16 protein-coding genes are annotated in these 16,670 nt (G+C 45.3%); all 16 read left to right on the top strand.

The annotated features are described in order from the left end of the window. Positions 1-3 precede the first annotated feature (3 nt). The gene (gene iscU, locus OCV52_RS02885) at positions 4-381 is read left to right on the top strand and encodes a Fe-S cluster assembly scaffold IscU (protein WP_004740340.1); all 378 of its coding nucleotides are present in this window, start codon (positions 4-6) and stop codon (positions 379-381) included. Positions 382-479: 98 nt separating this feature from the next. Continuing rightward, positions 480-803 (top strand): iron-sulfur cluster assembly protein IscA, encoded by a 324-nt coding sequence (gene iscA, locus OCV52_RS02890; protein ID WP_061033300.1) that lies wholly within the window; start codon positions 480-482, stop codon positions 801-803. A gap of 83 nt (positions 804-886) precedes the next feature. Then, positions 887-1,402, top strand: coding sequence for a co-chaperone HscB (gene hscB / locus OCV52_RS02895; RefSeq protein ID WP_008222752.1), 516 nt, complete (start codon positions 887-889; stop codon positions 1,400-1,402). A gap of 22 nt (positions 1,403-1,424) precedes the next feature. Continuing rightward, complete coding sequence (gene hscA, locus OCV52_RS02900; RefSeq protein WP_061033299.1) at positions 1,425-3,275, top strand: Fe-S protein assembly chaperone HscA; 1,851 nt, start codon at positions 1,425-1,427, stop codon at positions 3,273-3,275. Positions 3,276-3,295: 20 nt separating this feature from the next. After that, positions 3,296-3,634: an ISC system 2Fe-2S type ferredoxin gene (gene fdx, locus OCV52_RS02905; protein WP_004740336.1), complete on the top strand. Its 339-nt coding sequence runs from the start codon at positions 3,296-3,298 to the stop codon at positions 3,632-3,634. Positions 3,635-3,752: 118 nt separating this feature from the next. After that, entirely contained in the window at positions 3,753-3,953 is a 201-nt protein-coding gene (gene iscX / locus OCV52_RS02910; RefSeq protein ID WP_004740335.1) for a Fe-S cluster assembly protein IscX, read from the top strand. Between the two features lie 206 nt (positions 3,954-4,159). After that, complete coding sequence (gene pepB / locus OCV52_RS02915; protein WP_137408159.1) at positions 4,160-5,455, top strand: aminopeptidase PepB; 1,296 nt, start codon at positions 4,160-4,162, stop codon at positions 5,453-5,455. 106 nt (positions 5,456-5,561) lie between these two features. Beyond that, complete coding sequence (gene ndk, locus OCV52_RS02920) at positions 5,562-5,996, top strand: nucleoside-diphosphate kinase (protein WP_008222758.1); 435 nt, start codon at positions 5,562-5,564, stop codon at positions 5,994-5,996. 1,047 nt (positions 5,997-7,043) lie between these two features. Further along, the gene (locus OCV52_RS02925) at positions 7,044-8,186 is read left to right on the top strand and encodes a bifunctional tRNA (adenosine(37)-C2)-methyltransferase TrmG/ribosomal RNA large subunit methyltransferase RlmN (RefSeq protein WP_008222760.1); all 1,143 of its coding nucleotides are present in this window, start codon (positions 7,044-7,046) and stop codon (positions 8,184-8,186) included. A gap of 439 nt (positions 8,187-8,625) precedes the next feature. Beyond that, complete coding sequence (rodZ, locus tag OCV52_RS02930) at positions 8,626-9,579, top strand: cytoskeleton protein RodZ (RefSeq protein WP_137408160.1); 954 nt, start codon at positions 8,626-8,628, stop codon at positions 9,577-9,579. Between the two features lie 7 nt (positions 9,580-9,586). Then, positions 9,587-10,708 (top strand): flavodoxin-dependent (E)-4-hydroxy-3-methylbut-2-enyl-diphosphate synthase, encoded by a 1,122-nt coding sequence (gene ispG, locus OCV52_RS02935; RefSeq protein WP_137408161.1) that lies wholly within the window; start codon positions 9,587-9,589, stop codon positions 10,706-10,708. A 70-nt stretch (positions 10,709-10,778) separates the two neighbouring features. Continuing rightward, positions 10,779-12,047 carry a histidine--tRNA ligase gene (gene hisS, locus OCV52_RS02940; RefSeq protein ID WP_063522634.1) on the top strand — a complete coding sequence of 423 codons (1,269 nt, stop codon included), beginning with the start codon at positions 10,779-10,781 and terminating at the stop codon, positions 12,045-12,047. A 79-nt stretch (positions 12,048-12,126) separates the two neighbouring features. Then, positions 12,127-12,741, top strand: a complete 615-nt coding sequence (locus tag OCV52_RS02945) for a YfgM family protein (protein WP_008222763.1) — start codon at positions 12,127-12,129, stop codon at positions 12,739-12,741. 10 nt (positions 12,742-12,751) lie between these two features. Then, complete coding sequence (gene bamB / locus OCV52_RS02950) at positions 12,752-13,912, top strand: outer membrane protein assembly factor BamB (RefSeq protein ID WP_004740326.1); 1,161 nt, start codon at positions 12,752-12,754, stop codon at positions 13,910-13,912. A gap of 158 nt (positions 13,913-14,070) precedes the next feature. Continuing rightward, a complete protein-coding gene (gene der, locus OCV52_RS02955; RefSeq protein WP_004740325.1) occupies positions 14,071-15,552 on the top strand; it encodes a ribosome biogenesis GTPase Der in 1,482 nt (493 codons plus the stop codon). 132 nt (positions 15,553-15,684) lie between these two features. Beyond that, a complete protein-coding gene (locus OCV52_RS02960; RefSeq protein WP_137408162.1) occupies positions 15,685-16,584 on the top strand; it encodes an alanyl-tRNA editing protein in 900 nt (299 codons plus the stop codon). Positions 16,585-16,670: the final 86 nt, after the last annotated feature.

A 16,670-nucleotide genomic window follows, 5' to 3' on the forward strand; every position in this document is an offset into this window, starting at 1 on the left:
ATTATGGCATATAGCGAAAAAGTAATTGATCACTACGAAAACCCACGTAACGTAGGTTCGTTTGATAAAGAAGACCCAAGTGTAGGTAGCGGCATGGTTGGCGCACCAGCTTGTGGTGACGTAATGAAACTGCAAATCAAGGTAACACCAGAAGGTATTATCGAAGACGCGAAATTCAAGACTTACGGTTGTGGTAGCGCAATCGCTTCTAGCTCACTAGTCACTGAGTGGGTTAAAGGTAAAAGCATTGATGAAGCGGCTGCTATCAAAAACTCTGAAATCGCAGAAGAGCTTGAGTTGCCACCAGTGAAAGTTCACTGTTCAATTCTTGCTGAAGATGCAATCAAAGCAGCAGTTGCGGATTACAAAAAGAAGCGTTAATCGTTTCTAAAAGTAATCACCAATAATAAGCAATATTTGGGAGCACCCTTTGTGCTCCCCCTGAGTTCTCAATTTTATATAAAACACAAGGTTGTAGTATGGCCATCACCATGACAGAGACGGCGGCAAGCCGAGTTCAAGCTTTCCTAGATAACCGAGGTAAAGGTATCGGGTTGCGCTTAGCGGTTAAAACCACTGGCTGTTCGGGTATGGCGTATGTACTAGAATTCGTTGACGAGCTTAACGAAGAAGACCAAGTGTTCGAGCATTCAGGTGTGAAGGTCATCATTGATCCAAAAAGCTTAGTTTACCTAGACGGTACGGAGCTTGATTACGTAAAAGAAGGCCTAAACGAAGGTTTTGAATTCAACAACCCTAACGCGAAAGGCGAATGTGGTTGTGGTGAGAGCTTCAACGTATAAACGCTTCAATCGTAGAACGTTTATAGTGAGCGAAGAATAAAATTAGGCTCTGATTCAGAGCCTAAACTTAGGACCACCGTTACATGAATCATTTCGAATTATTTGGGCTACCACTTCAGTTCCAGCTGGATGGTAGCCTTCTTTCTTCTCAGTTTAGAGATCTGCAACGCCAATTCCATCCTGATAAATTTGCTACAGCTTCTGAGCGAGATCGCTTGCTAGCCGTACAAAAAGCAGCACAAATTAACGATGCGTATCAGGTGCTGAAGAATCCAATCAGCCGCGCTGAATACCTGTTAGTACAACATGGTGAGGATATTCGCGGCGAGCAGCAAACCATGCAAGACCCAATGTTCCTTATGGAGCAAATGGAACTGCGTGAAGAGCTTGAAGACATCGCCGACAGTTCTGACCCGGAAGATGCATTGTTTGCATTTGAAGGAAAGGTTAGCAAAATGTATAAACAACAATTAAGCGCTATCCAACAAGAACTCGACAGCCAGGCTTGGTTAGAAGCAGCAGACCGAGTAAGAAAGCTAAAGTTTATTGCAAAATTAAAGAATGAAATCGAGCTAGTTGAAGATCGTTTGATCGGCTAGTTGGTACAACAAGGACACATCCATGGCACTACTTCAGATTGCAGAACCAGGGCAAAGCGCCGCTCCTCACCAGCATAAGCTTGCTGTGGGTATTGATTTAGGTACAACAAATTCATTGGTTGCGTCAGTGCGCAGTGGTGAAGCGAGCACGCTCGTTGATCAAGATGGTCGTAGCATTCTGCCTTCCGTTGTTCACTATCAGTCAGACTCACATACGACTGGTGATGAAGCTCGTGCAAATGCACAGACTGATCCTAAAAATACCATTATCTCAGTTAAGCGATTGATTGGTCGCTCACTGGCTGATATTCAGCAACGATACCCATCTCTGCCATATCAGTTTGAAGAAAGTGATAATGGTCTGCCTGTGATCCGTACAGAGCAAGGCAACAAGAACCCGATTCAAGTGTCTGCAGATATTCTGAAAGCACTCGGTCAACGTGCTGAATCTACATTAGGCGGTGAGCTATCTGGTGCGGTGATTACTGTTCCTGCGTATTTCGATGATGCACAACGTGCTGGTACTAAAGACGCGGCGCAGCTGGCTGGTCTTCATGTATTACGTCTTCTAAATGAACCAACGGCGGCAGCGATTGCTTACGGTCTGGATTCAGGCAAAGAAGGGGTGATCGCGGTTTACGACTTAGGCGGCGGTACGTTTGATATCTCTATTTTACGCTTGTCTAAAGGTGTCTTTGAAGTTCTAGCTACTGGCGGTGACTCTGCACTAGGCGGTGATGATTTTGACCACCTTGTCGCTGATCATTTCAAAGAGCAAATGGGATTATCAGAGCTAACTGCTGAGCAAAACCGTGCGCTTCTAGATGCAGCAACAGAAGCTAAAATTGGCTTGTCTGAATCAGAAAGTGTTGATGTTGAAGTATTAGGTTGGTCTGGTTCATTAACTCGTGAAGAGTTTGAAGAGATCATCAAGCCTCTAGTTAAGAAAACGCTACTTTCATGTCGTCGTGCTCTAAAAGATGCAGAAGTTGATGCGGATGAAGTGCTAGAAGTAGTCATGGTTGGTGGTTCAACTCGTACATTACTAGTACGTGAAATGGTGGGTGACTTCTTTGGTCGTACGCCATTAACCAGCATTAACCCTGATGAAGTGGTTGCGATTGGTGCGTCAATTCAAGCGGATATTCTAGTAGGTAACAAACCTGATTCAGAAATGTTGCTACTAGACGTAATCCCACTTTCGCTAGGTATCGAAACCATGGGTGGCCTAGTAGAAAAGATCATTCCGCGTAACACCACGATCCCAGTAGCTCGCGCACAAGAATTTACTACGTTCAAAGACGGTCAAACTGCAATGACAGTACACACCGTTCAAGGCGAACGTGAAATGGTTGACGATTGTCGCTCACTGGCTCGTTTTGCTCTGAAGGGCATTCCACCTATGGCTGCTGGTGCAGCGCATATTCGTGTGACTTACCAAGTGGATGCTGATGGCCTGTTGTCTGTAACAGCTATGGAAAAGAGCACTGGTGTTCAAGCTGAAATCCAAGTGAAGCCTTCTTACGGCCTGAGCGATGATGAAGTTGCTAACATGCTGAAAGACTCTATGACGTTTGCGAAAGAAGACATGCAAGCGCGTGCTCTTGCGGAACAACGCGTAGAAGCGGATCGTGTTATTGAAGGCCTGATCGCTGCAATGCAAGCTGACGGTGACGAGCTGCTTAACGAGCAAGAGAAACAACAGCTGCTACAAGCCATTGAAACGCTGATTGAAGTGCGCAACGGCGACAGTGCTGATGCCATTGAACAAGAAATTAAGAATACCGACAAAGCGAGCCAAGACTTTGCTTCACGTCGTATGGATAAATCAATTCGTGCTGCACTGTCAGGTCAGTCAGTCGATAATATTTAATAGTTAGAGAATAGATAAACATGCCAAAGATTATTGTTTTACCTCACGAAGATCTATGTCCAGAAGGCGCTGTTTTAGAAGCAAAAACTGGTGAAACGGTTCTTGATGTAGCGTTGAAGGCCGGTATTGGTATTGAGCACGCATGTGAAAAATCGTGTGCATGTACAACATGTCACGTTGTGATCCGTGAAGGTTTCGATTCTTTAGAAGAGAGTGATGACCTAGAAGACGATATGCTTGATAAAGCATGGGGCTTAGAAATGGAATCTCGCCTAGGTTGCCAAGCGAAAGTCGCTGATGAAGACCTTGTTGTTGAGATTCCAAAGTACACCTTGAACCTAGCATCTGAAGATCACTAAGAATTACTCTACAGTCATGGTGGTTTTCGCCATGACTGAGATAACGATTTAGCAAAACTGGCCTAGAATATAGATCATAAAAGTGACTAAGTGTCTCTGATAAATATAAGGAAGTGTTATGAGCTTGAAGTGGATTGATTCTCGCGATATCGCAATTGAGTTATGTGATTTGTACCCTGATACTGATCCTAAAACGGTACGTTTTACCGACCTACATCAGTGGGTATTAGACCTTGAAGAGTTTGATGACGAGCCTAATCACTCGAACGAAAAGATCTTAGAGGCTATTATTTTGTGCTGGATGGATGAGATGGATTAATCATCACATCGATGATTTGGCTATGGAGTGAAATCAACCCCATATAAAACGCAGCCAAGTTAACAATTCTTACTAAAAAAAGCGGACCTTATGGTCCGTTTTTTTATCAAAATGACATTTTACTTCTACATAATGCTAACATCAGTGCGTTAATAAAAAATAATCAGGATCACTCAAGTAAGGTGGTTCTCAGACAAGGAGAAATCATGTCTACACAGATGTCAGTATTTTTAAGTCAAGAAGCTGCCCAGCCTCAGTGGGGAGCAAAAGCTATTTTATCGTTCTCGGAAGTAGGAGCGACAATTCACATTGGTGAAGGCCACGATCTTGGTGCTGTTCAACGCGCAGGTCGCACACTTGACGGACAAGGTATTTCATTCGTTTCGCTAAGTGGTGAAGGTTGGGACCTAGAAAGCGTATGGGCTTTCAATCAAGGTTACCGTGGACCAAAGAAAAAGAATGCATTGGAGTGGGATGCACTGCCAGAAGCTGACCAAGCTGAGCTAGAAGCGCGTATCCGTGCGACAGATTGGACGCGTGACATTATCAATAAAACGGCTGAAGAAGTTGCACCTCGCCAATTGGCGACAATGGCAGCTGAATACATTAAGTCAGTCGCACCTGAAGGCACAGTTAAAGCGAAAATCGTTAAAGACAAAGACCTACTAACAGAAGGTTGGGAAGGCATCTACGCGGTAGGCCGCGGCTCTGAGCGTACTTCAGCAATGCTTCAACTGGACTTCAACCCAACAGGCGACGAAAACGCGCCTGTATTTGCCTGTCTAGTTGGTAAAGGTATTACTTTCGACTCAGGCGGTTACAGCATTAAGCCAGGTCAGTTCATGACTGCAATGAAAGCAGACATGGGTGGCGCAGCGACTATCACTGGTGGTTTAGGTCTTGCGATTGAGCGTGGCCTTAACAAGCGCATCAAGCTTATCCTATGTTGTGCAGAGAACATGATCTCTGGCCGTGCATTGAAGCTTGGCGATATCATCACGTACAAGAACGGTAAGACGGTTGAGATCATGAACACCGACGCAGAAGGTCGTTTAGTTCTAGCTGATGGCCTGATGTACGCAAGTGAGCAAAATCCTGAGCTTATCATCGACTGTGCAACGCTAACGGGCGCTGCTAAAAACGCACTGGGTAACGACTACCACGCACTAATGAGCTTCGATGACGAGCTGGCTCACCAAGCACTAACGGCGGCTAACCAAGAGAAAGAAGGCCTGTGGCCACTGCCTCTTGCGGACTTCCACCGTGGTATGCTGCCTTCAAACTTTGCTGACCTTTCGAACATCAGCACGGGTGATTACACTCCTGGTGCAAGCACGGCTGCTGCGTTCCTGTCTTACTTCGTAGATGACTACAAAAAAGGCTGGATGCACATGGATTGCGCGGGTACTTACCGTAAATCTCCAAGTGATAAGTGGGCGGCAGGTGCAACAGGCATGGGTGTTCGCACACTGGCTCGCATTCTTATCGACCAAGCAAAATAATAATAACGATGAGCGGTGTTTCGGTACCGCTCATTGATTAACTTAGATCGAATGATCTTAGTAATTTCAGTATTTAATAACAAAAAAATGAAGTGAAGGAATCCCTATGGCTCTAGAAAGAACGTTCTCAATTGTTAAGCCGGATGCAGTTAAACGTAACCTTGTTGGTGAAATCTACCACCGCATCGAAAAAGCAGGCCTAGAAATCATCGCTGCTAAGATGGTTCGTCTGACTGAAGAGCAAGCGAGCGGCTTCTACGCGGAACACGAAGGCAAAGAATTCTTTGGTCCACTAAAAGAGTTCATGACTTCTGGTCCTATCATGGTTCAAGTACTTGAAGGCGAAAACGCAATTGCTCGTTACCGTGAACTTATGGGCAAAACAAACCCAGAAGAAGCGGCATGCGGCACGATCCGCGCTGATTACGCAATCAGCATGCGTTACAACTCAGTACACGGTAGCGACAGCCCAGAGTCTGCAGCTCGTGAAATCGAGTTCTTCTTCCCTGAATCTGAGATTTGCCCACGTCCAGCTCAATAAGCGACACAGCAAATGATTCTAAAGGCTTCACTTCGGTGAGGCCTTTTTTGTATGTGGATTTTACGTTAGAGATAGTTTACCTAGTCGTCATTCCCGATAGTGACGCAGGAGCGCAGTTGGGAATCTCAATTGTGGTTGGAGATTCCAGATATCTCGTTCCTCGATTCTGGAATGACGAGGTTTTAAAAACTGGTGACCTGATGACTATGAATGGAAAGTGACTGAGTAAGTATTTACGTCATTCCCGATAGCGACGAAGGAGCGTAGTCGGGAATCTCTATTCGTTGTTGGAGATTCCAGATACTTCGTTCCTCAGTTCTGGAATGACGAGGTTTGAGGAACTGGTGACCAGAGACTATGAATGGAAAGTTACTGAGCAAGTTTTTACGTCATTCCCGAAAGCGACGAAGGAGCGTAGTCGGGAATCTCTATTCGTTGTTGGAGATTCCAGATACTTCGTTCCTCAGTTCTGGAATGACGAGATTTGAGGGACTAGTGAACTTATGACTATGAATGGAAAGTTACTGAGCAAGTTTTCACGTCATTCCCGAAAGCGACGAAGGAGCGTAGTCGGGCATCTTCACCAGTTGTTGGAGATTCCAGATATCTCGTCCCTCGATTCTGGAATGACGAGGTTTGAGGAACTGGTGACCTGACGACTATGAATGAGAAGTTACTGAGTAAGTTTTCACGTCATTCCCGATAGCGACGGAGGAGCGCAGTCGGGAATCTCAGTTGTTGTTGGAGATCCCAGATACGTCGTCCCTCAGTTCTGGAATGACGAGGTTAGAGGAACTGGTGAGCAGACGACTATGAATGGAAAGTTACTGAGTGAGTTTTTACGTCATTCCCGAAAGCGATGAAGGAGTGCAGTCGGGAATCTTGTTCTTATTTCCTGAATTGTAAGTAATGAAAGGTGGTTGTGTAAATTTTAATCACTTAAGTTTGAATGTCTTAGTAAACACAGGGTTTTACAGCCCTTGTTGAACATGCGTAAAGGCTGTACAATTCGCGCCCTTAATTATTGTTCCGTCATTGAGAGGCATCATGACCACAGCTAAAGTCAATCTACTCGATTTTGATCGTAAAGGTCTTCGTAAATTTTTCACAGAAGAATTGAATGAGAAAGCTTTTCGCGCAGATCAAGTGATGAAGTGGATGTATCACTTCGGTGTCGATGACTTCGAAAACATGAACAACATCAACAAAAAGCTGCGTGAAAAACTTCAACGCCGCTGTGAAATTGTTGCACCTGTTGTTTCTGAAGCTCAACACTCTTCAGACGGCACAATTAAATGGGCGATGAGCGTTGGCGACCAAGACGTTGAGACGGTATACATCCCAGACGGTGACCGTGCAACGCTGTGTGTATCTTCACAGGTTGGTTGTGCACTAGAGTGTAAATTCTGCTCGACAGCTCAACAAGGCTTTAACCGCAACTTAAAAGTTTCTGAGATCGTGGGTCAAATCTGGCGTGCTGCTCGTGAAATCGGTCTAGAGAAAGAGACTGGTCGTCGTCCAATTACTAACGTTGTAATGATGGGTATGGGCGAGCCGCTACTAAACATGAAAAACCTAATGCCATCATTAGAGATCATGCTTGATGACCTAGGTTTTGCACTGTCTAAGCGTCGCGTAACAGTATCTACTTCAGGTGTTGTATCTGGCCTTGACCAAATGACAGATAACATCGACGTAGCACTAGCTATTTCTCTACACGCGCCAAACGATGAACTTCGTAGCCAAATCATGCCGATCAACGACCGTTGGGATATCCAAGATTTCCTAGCGTCTGTTCGTCGCTACATTGCCTCTTCAAATGCCAACCGCGGTAAAGTAACGGTAGAGTACGTTCTATTGGATCATGTAAATGATGATATGGACCACGCTCGTGAACTTGCAGAGCTAATGAAAGATACGCCATGTAAGATTAACCTGATTCCATTTAACCCTTACCCAGGTTCACCATACAAGAAGCCAAGCAACTCTCGTATTGACCGCTTCCAAAAAACGCTAATGGAATACGACTACACAGTAACGGTTCGTAAAACGCGTGGTGATGATATTGATGCAGCATGTGGCCAGTTGGTTGGTGATGTTATCGATAGAACTAAGCGTACTAAAATGCTTAAAGCAGCATCAGAAGCTAACTTGGTTGCCGGTGGTGTGATTGAAGTAAAAGCGGTATAAAACGCGATTTGAATCTAAACAAGCCAGAAGTATTACTTCTGGCTTGTTGCGTTTTTGGGACTTCGTTTTCTATTTTTTGGACTTCTTGCCCACGCTTTCTTACATTTTTCGTCAATTTTTGGACAAAACCATGAGCTGACGGTAAATTTTGTTGAAAGTATTTTTGCCTTGTAATGGCATTAGCTTATGATTAACTAATCTTAAATTAATTTAAGTGCTCGCTTGTTACTGATAATCAATATGTCTATTTAGGTTGGCTACTTGATAAACTAGCTTCCTGAGAACGTCACTAATAATAAAATGCATGTCGTTCGTCTTTAAGGGTTGATGAGTTGGGTAACAGGACAAATTCCACATAAGTGGGTTGCTAGAATGAGCTTAAACGACAATAAAAAACGCTCTCGTCGACCTGCGATAATATTTTAGAAGTTCACTCTCTATGAACACAGAACACGACACACAAGCGCAAGAACCAATCGCTCCAGCTCTAGAAGCAGGGACGCTACTGAAAAATCAACGAGAAGCTCTTGGTTTAACACAAAAGCAGATCTCGGATCGCCTAAAACTACGCATCTCTTTAATTCAACAAATTGAAGAAAACCAATTTGAGTCAGACCAAGTCGCAACCTTTATGCGTGGTTACATCCGTTCATACGCGAAATACGTCAATCTTGATGAAAAAGTGGTATTGAACGCGCTTCGCCATTCCGGTGATGCTCAACATGAAGATCAAGAAATGCTGAGCTTTTCTCGCAAGACGAAAACAGAAAAGCACAACAGCCGTATCATGCTGCTCACTTGGGGTATCTTTGCAGTTATCGTCGGTATATCTTCACTGTGGTGGTGGCAGAATCAACAACAAGACACCCTATCTCAATCTCTGGCTAACATTGAAGGCTCAGAAGAGCTTGCGGTGGAAGAGTCGTTGGACCCTGAGTTCGCCTCTTTAGAAGTGATTGAAGCTGAGCAGAACGACGCAGCGGCTTCTGTGATTGAAGATACTGAAGGCCTTGCTGCAATCAGTGATGCGGCAAATACTTCAGCTGCACTTGACGTGACTGATGAACAACCAGCAGTCGACGTAGAACTAGCTGTTGAATTAGAAACCGTTGAAGCAACACCTGCTCCTGAAACAACGCCAACACCGGAAGTAGCAACCAAAGCGCTAACGATGCAGTTTACTGCAGACTGTTGGATTCAAGTTAAAGATGCGACCGGCAAAACCTTGTCAACGGGCATCAAAAAAGCGGGTCAGTCACTAAATCTATCAGGAATTGCGCCATATAAAGTGATTCTAGGTGCGCCAGAAGGCGTATCAATGACATTTGCAAGTGAACCTGTCGACCTTTCTGGGTATACTTCAGGCAAAGTAGCCAGAATAACCTTACCTTAGAGTTAATATGCAACACGAATCTCCTATTATTCGTCGCAAATCAACCCGTATTTATGTGGGTGATGTGCCGATCGGTGATGGTGCACCTATTGCTGTGCAATCCATGACCAACACAAGAACAACAGACGTAGCCGCGACCGTTGCTCAGATCCGAGCTCTGGAAAATGTGGGCGCTGATATCGTTCGCGTATCTGTACCGACTATGGATGCCGCTGAAGCATTTAGGCAAATCAAGCAGCAGGTTTCTGTTCCTTTGGTCGCTGACATTCACTTTGACTACCGTATCGCGCTGAAAGTGGCTGAATACGGTGTAGATTGTTTGCGTATCAACCCAGGTAACATCGGCAACGAAAGCCGTATCCGCTCAGTTGTTGATTGTGCTCGTGATATGAATATTCCGATTCGTATTGGTGTTAACGGTGGTTCTCTTGAAAAAGAGATCCAAGAGAAATACACAGAGCCAACAGCAGAAGCGCTTGTTGAATCAGCAATGCGTCACGTAGATATCTTAGACCGTCTCAACTTTGATCAATTTAAAGTGAGCGTTAAAGCATCTGACGTATTCCTAGCTGTAGGTTCATACCGTTTACTGGCGAAACAGATTGATCAACCGCTTCACCTTGGTATTACCGAAGCTGGTGGTGCTCGTGCTGGTGCGGTTAAGTCTTCTGTTGGCTTAGGTATGCTTCTTTCTGAAGGTATTGGCGATACGCTACGTATCTCGCTAGCGGCGGATCCTGTTGAAGAGATTAAAGTTGGCTTCGATATTCTTAAATCTTTGCGCATTCGCTCGCGCGGTATCAACTTCATCGCGTGTCCGAGCTGTTCTCGTCAAGAGTTTGATGTTATTAACACCGTAAACGCGCTTGAAGAGCGTCTAGAAGACGTAATTACCCCAATGGATGTTTCTATTATCGGTTGTGTGGTGAACGGACCAGGTGAAGCGGAAGTATCTCATCTAGGTCTAGCGGGTAGTGCTCGTAAGAGTGCCTTTTACGAAGATGGTAAGCGTCAGAAAGAGCGCTTTGATAATAACGACCTTGTTGATCAGCTTGAAGCTAAGATTCGAGCAAAAGCATCAGTGCTTGATAAAGCAAATCGCATTGATGTAGAAAACCTAGAAGATTAATAAAACGCGATGAGGTGCGGTTGTCTATTCGCATCAACACCTGGTCGTGAGAAATTACGGAATAAATATTGTGGCTAAAAATATCCAAGCAATCCGAGGCATGAACGACTGCCTACCGACTCAATCACCACTGTGGCAGAAAGTAGAAAACGCAGTGAAAAACGTGGTGAGTGCACACGGTTACAACGAAGTGCGTATGCCTATCGTTGAAGAAACAAACCTATTTAGCCGCGCAGTGGGTGAAGAGACAGACGTTGTTTCAAAAGAGATGTACACCTTTGATGACCGTAACGGCGATAGTCTAACGCTACGTCCAGAAGGCACAGCTGGTTGTGTACGTTCATGCATCCAAAACAGCCTTATTAACCGTGATGAGCAACGCCTATGGTACATGGGCCCAATGTTCCGTCACGAGCGCCCTCAAAAAGGTCGCTACCGTCAATTCCATCAATGTGGCGTGGAAGTGTTTGGCCTAGACGGTCCAGACGTTGACGCAGAACTTATCATGATGACTGCGCGTCTATGGCGTGAGCTAGGCATCGACAAGCACGTTCGTCTAGAGCTGAACTCAATCGGTTCTACTGAAGATCGCGCGAACTACCGTACAGCACTTGTTGCTTTCCTTGAACAGCACATTGATGTGCTAGACGAAGATTGTAAACGTCGCATGCACACAAACCCACTTCGTGTACTAGATACTAAGAACCCAGACGTTCAAGCTATCTTAGGTGACGCACCCCGACTTTCTGAATACTTAGGTGAAGAGTCGAAGCAACATTTTGCTGGTTTGTGTGAACTTCTTGATGCCGTTGGTATCGAATACCAAGTTAACGAGCGTCTAGTACGTGGTTTGGACTACTACAACCGTACAGTATTTGAGTGGATCACTGAAAGCCTAGGTGCTCAAGGTACCGTATGTGGCGGTGGTCGTTACGACGGTCTTGTTGAGCAACTTGGCGGTAAAGCAACACCAGCTGTTGGTTTCGCAATGGGCCTAGAGCGTCTAGTCCTAATGATGGAAACGCTAGAGCTTACAGAAGTTCGTCGCAGTGTTGATGTTTACATGGTTGCGGCTGGTGAAGGCACAATGATCGCGGGCATGCAATTAGCGAATCAATTACGTGATACCGTTGAAGGTGTACGTGTAATGAGCCACTTCGGTGGTGGTAGCTTCAAGAAGCAATTCAAACGTGCAGACAAAGTAGGTGCTGTAGTTGCTCTGGTACTGGGTGAAAACGAAGTAGCAGACAACACTGTGGTATTGAAAGATCTGGTTGGTGGTGAACAAGAAGTTGTTGCCCAAGCAGACGTTGCTGCAAAAGTAGCTGCGCTAATCTAATTAGCCTTAGAGCAAACGCTCATAACGAATATTAACGTCAGCACTATGCTGGCGTTTAAAGAATTAAAGAGGACAGGAAGTGGAACTTTACGATAGCGAAGAGCAGCAGGTTGAAGCCATTAAAGATTGGTGGAAAGAGAACGGTAAAGCCGTAATCTTCGGTGCGGTTATTGGTTTAGGTGGTCTATTCGGTTGGCGCTACTACCAAGATTCAGTAGTTGAGGCGCGTGAAGCTGCTTCAGAAAGCTATACGACAGTGATCTCTGCTTTAGATGCAAAAGGCGTTGATGCTCAATCTGATATTCAAGCTTTTATCGATGCAAATAAAGATGCTGAGTACTCAGTACTTGCAGCGATGCAGCTAGCAAAAGTACAAGTACAAGCGGGTGAATTATCTGCAGCACTTGAACAGCTAGAGTGGGCAAAAGCGGCAACTAAGGATGCGGCACTTTCGCCACTACTGACTTACCGTGTTGCTCGTATCAAAGCTGAACAAGGTGAATTCGATGCTGCGTTGTCTGATCTTGCTGCAGTAACGGACGAATCTTGGAAAGGCCGCGTGGCTGAACTACGTGGTGATATCTCACTTCGTAAAGGCGACACAGACGCAGCATACAGTGCTTACACAGAAGCACAGCAAGCTGTTGATGCGAGCCAAACGCTTCAAATCAAACTTGACGACCTAGCTAAATAAGGCGCTTTGAATGAAGAAGATGTTTCCAAAAGCGGCGTTGTGTGCGATTGCTCTTGGCCTATTAGCTGGCTGTGCGGGTGAAGAAGACACCGTAATCATGGCGCCAGTACCAACGGTAAACAGTGAGTTCACTCCTAAACAGGAATGGTCGACCTCGGTTGGTGATGGTGTTGGTCACTACTTTTCAAAACTGACACCGGAGCTGGCTTACGACAAAGTGTTTGTTGCAAGCCGTGAAGGTCTGGTTAAAGCGCTTGATCCTGAAACAGGTAAAGAGCTGTGGAAAACAGATCTTGAGAAAGATGTGTTGGCTCGTTTGTCTGGTGGCTTAACTGCAGCTTACGGCAAAGTGTTTGTTGGTTCTGAAAACGGTGAAGTAATCGCACTGGATGAATCGACTGGCGAAGAGCTGTGGCGTGTATCGGTAAACGGTGAGGTGCTAGCATCTCCTGCCACTGACAACAATATGGTATTGGTTCATACTAGCCGCGGCATGATGCTCGCGCTAGACCAAGAGACCGGTGAACAGAAGTGGACAATCAGTACTGAAGTTCCAAGCCTGACACTACGTGGCGACAGTGCTCCTGTTGCAGTTTCTGGTGGTGTGTTCTGGGGGACGGCAAATGGTCGTCTAGCAGCAGCTATTGTTGAGCGTGGTCAGTTAATTTGGCAACAACCTGTTGGTACACCAAAGGGCGCGACGGAAATTGATCGCTTGGTTGATGTGGATGCATCGCCAGTAGTACTGGGTGGTACTTTGTACACCGTTGGTATTAACGGTCAGTTGATTGCCATTGATCTACGCTCTGGTAAGCCAGTTTGGAAACGTAACTACTCGTCAGCGATTGATTTAGCAAGTGACGGCAGCCGTTTGTTCCTTGTAACAGATAAGGATCATGTAGTTGCAGTAGATGCTCGTAGCGGTACCGAACTGTGGAGTACTCCATTGCTAGAAAACCGCTTACTGACAGCACCTGCTATCATTAACGGATACGTTGTGGTGGGTGATACAGAAGGTTATCTACACTGGTTAGATCGCTCAACGGGTGAGTTTGTTGCTCAGCAGTTGGTTGATGACAGCGGCTTTGCTGTAGCGCCAATTGAACTGCCTGAAGGCTACTTAGTGACGACTCGCAACGGCGATGTAAAGAAACTGACGATTAGCCAATAAAAGCGTGATATAATTCACAGTCGGCTCCTGGTTGGTAACAGCCAGGAGCCGTTTTGTTGTTAAAAATTAATAAACCATGTGGTTATAGGTAAGAGTTTAAACTTACGAACAAGTGCTTACCTATAACTACATTAAGAGAAGAAATTGTAGAGGTTGTTATGGTACCTGTTGTTGCTCTAGTAGGGCGTCCGAACGTAGGTAAATCTACGTTGTTTAACCGATTGACTCGAACTCGTGATGCATTGGTTGCGGATTTCCCTGGCTTAACGCGTGACCGTAAATATGGCCATGCTCAACTTGGTGAGCATGAGTTTATTGTTATCGACACTGGTGGTATCGACGGTACTGAAGAAGGTGTTGAAACTAAAATGGCAGAGCAGTCATTAGCGGCGATTGACGAAGCTGATGTTGTGCTGTTCATGGTAGATGGCCGTGCTGGTCTAACACCATCTGACGTTGCTATCGCGAAGCACCTTCGCCAACTAGAAAAGCCTTCAATGCTTGTAGTAAACAAGGTTGATGGTATTGACCCTGATGCAGCAAGTGCTGACTTCTGGCAGCTAGGTGTAGAAGACATGTACCAAATCGCTGCAGCGCACGGTCGTGGTGTTACAGCACTGATTGATCTTGCTCTAAACCCATTTGCTGAAGCACTTAAAGCTGAGCAGGGTGAAATTAGCGATCTAACAGAATTTGAAGACGAAGAAGCAGAACAGGTTGATTTCACTGAAGAAGAAGCGGAACAAGAGTTCAAGCGTCTGCAAGATCAGCCAATCAAGCTTGCTATTATTGGTCGTCCAAACGTAGGTAAATCAACGCTAACTAACCGTATCCTAGGTGAAGAGCGTGTGGTTGTTTACGATATGCCTGGTACTACTCGTGATTCTATCTACATCCCAATGAGCCGTGATGAGCGTGAATACGTTCTGATCGATACTGCGGGTGTTCGTCGTCGTAAAAACATCAACGAAACCGTAGAGAAGTTCTCGGTTGTTAAAACGTTGAAAGCGGTTGAAGATGCGAACGTAGTTTTACTTGTGATTGATGCTCGAGAGAACATCTCAGATCAAGACTTGAGCTTACTAGGCTTTGCATTGAACGCTGGTCGTTCAATCGTGATCGCAGTAAACAAGTGGGATGGCCTAGATAACGACGTGAAAGAGCGCGTTAAGAAAGAACTAGACCGTCGTTTAGGTTTCGTTGATTTCGCACGTATTCACTTCATCTCGGCACTTCACGGTACTGGTGTTGGTCACTTGTTTGAATCGGTTCAAGAGGCTTACAAGTCAGCGACAACCCGTGTTGGTACGTCTGTCCTAACTCGTATCATGAAGATGGCGACTGATGATCACCAACCACCTATGGTTCGTGGCCGTCGTGTGAAACTGAAATACGCGCACGCGGGTGGTTATAACCCACCAATTATCGTTATCCACGGTAACCAAGTTCGTGACTTGCCAGATTCATACAAGCGATTCCTGATGAATTACTACCGTCGTTCACTAGAAATCATGGGTACGCCAATTCGCATTCAATTCCAGAACAGCGAAAACCCATTTGAAGCTAAGACGAACAAGCTAACTATCTCTCAAGAGCGTAAACGTAAGCGCATGATGAGCATGGTTAAAGGACGTAAATAGTCCTTTTGAATAGATTTGATACCCGAGCCTGTCTCGGGTATTTTTTTAAGCAAAATTTACGTTATCTGATAACCGCACCTTGCTAGGAATTATCAGCAAGCGACCTAGACTAGATTCCAAAAGAAGAACGACATGACAATGAGCGACTTGATTACACCAGCAGCAATCACACCGACCATCACCCAATTTTGCCACCAGACTTGGCAGCTTGAGGCAAAAGTTCTGTATGTTGAAAGTGATGAGAGCAAAACCTACTTGATCACTGATGTGACTCCTTTTCATCCTGTTAGCCATATTTGGCCAGATCACCCAGCAGATAAAGGCACCATTAACCTTGGTGGCGTGCAATATACCGTTGATGATTGTTTAGTTGGCGCGATAGAACAATCTACTGGCAAACTTTATGTAGCAGCAGATATTCCTGTTAAGCGTGATACAGAGGGTTGGATGTTTGTGGTAGTCCACCAGCTACCTGTATCTGCTTCTACGATAAGTGTTAACGAGCAGGTATCGTTGTCGGTTGATAAAGAGTACCAAGCGAGCCTTAGCCGTGGCCATAGCGCTGGACATGTCGCCTTCTTAGCGTTGAATAAGGTCTTAGCTGATAACTATTGGCGCAAAGATGCAGACCGCAAAGATCCATTGGGCAGCTATGACTTTAATAGCTACGCCCAAGTCACCAGCTTTGTAACGCCTGAACAATGTAAAGACACTTATCGCTTGGGTAAAACCTTGAAGAAGCGCGGCCTTAATGTGGCAGATATGCTAGCGAACCTTGAGGTCATTGAAGCCTATGTTAATGAGCTGATTTCTGTTTGGTTAGCACAACCAACGGCGGTTACGATGAGGTTAGAGGGCGAGGCGTTAACAGACTCTCGTTACTGGGAGTGGCAGCTTGACGCAGATACTCAGGTGACCATTCCTTGTGGTGGTACACACATTGGGAATACCGCAGAATTTGGTGCGCTGTCCGTTAAGTTAACCCAGTCAGATGACCAAAATATTGAAATGCTGACGCATGTAATTCGATGATTTGAGCAATAGATCGAAATGACTTGTGCTGCTTATTCTGTTTTGGGTTGTCACTTTTAATATAATTAACTGTTTAAAATTGAAAT

The organism is Vibrio chagasii (assembly GCF_024347355.1).
In the GTDB taxonomy this organism is placed as follows: Bacteria; Pseudomonadota; Gammaproteobacteria; order Enterobacterales; family Vibrionaceae; genus Vibrio; species Vibrio chagasii.

Coding starts and splice junctions, on each gene's coding strand:
- iscU (WP_004740340.1), top strand. CDS start 4: ATGGCATATAGCGAAAAAGTAATTGATCACTACGAAAACCCACGTAAC.
- iscA (WP_061033300.1), top strand. CDS start 480: ATGGCCATCACCATGACAGAGACGGCGGCAAGCCGAGTTCAAGCTTTC.
- hscB (WP_008222752.1), top strand. CDS start 887: ATGAATCATTTCGAATTATTTGGGCTACCACTTCAGTTCCAGCTGGAT.
- hscA (WP_061033299.1), top strand. CDS start 1,425: ATGGCACTACTTCAGATTGCAGAACCAGGGCAAAGCGCCGCTCCTCAC.
- fdx (WP_004740336.1), top strand. CDS start 3,296: ATGCCAAAGATTATTGTTTTACCTCACGAAGATCTATGTCCAGAAGGC.
- iscX (WP_004740335.1), top strand. CDS start 3,753: ATGAGCTTGAAGTGGATTGATTCTCGCGATATCGCAATTGAGTTATGT.
- pepB (WP_137408159.1), top strand. CDS start 4,160: ATGTCTACACAGATGTCAGTATTTTTAAGTCAAGAAGCTGCCCAGCCT.
- ndk (WP_008222758.1), top strand. CDS start 5,562: ATGGCTCTAGAAAGAACGTTCTCAATTGTTAAGCCGGATGCAGTTAAA.
- OCV52_RS02925 (WP_008222760.1), top strand. CDS start 7,044: ATGACCACAGCTAAAGTCAATCTACTCGATTTTGATCGTAAAGGTCTT.
- rodZ (WP_137408160.1), top strand. CDS start 8,626: ATGAACACAGAACACGACACACAAGCGCAAGAACCAATCGCTCCAGCT.
- ispG (WP_137408161.1), top strand. CDS start 9,587: ATGCAACACGAATCTCCTATTATTCGTCGCAAATCAACCCGTATTTAT.
- bamB (WP_004740326.1), top strand. CDS start 12,752: ATGAAGAAGATGTTTCCAAAAGCGGCGTTGTGTGCGATTGCTCTTGGC.
- der (WP_004740325.1), top strand. CDS start 14,071: ATGGTACCTGTTGTTGCTCTAGTAGGGCGTCCGAACGTAGGTAAATCT.
- OCV52_RS02960 (WP_137408162.1), top strand. CDS start 15,685: ATGACAATGAGCGACTTGATTACACCAGCAGCAATCACACCGACCATC.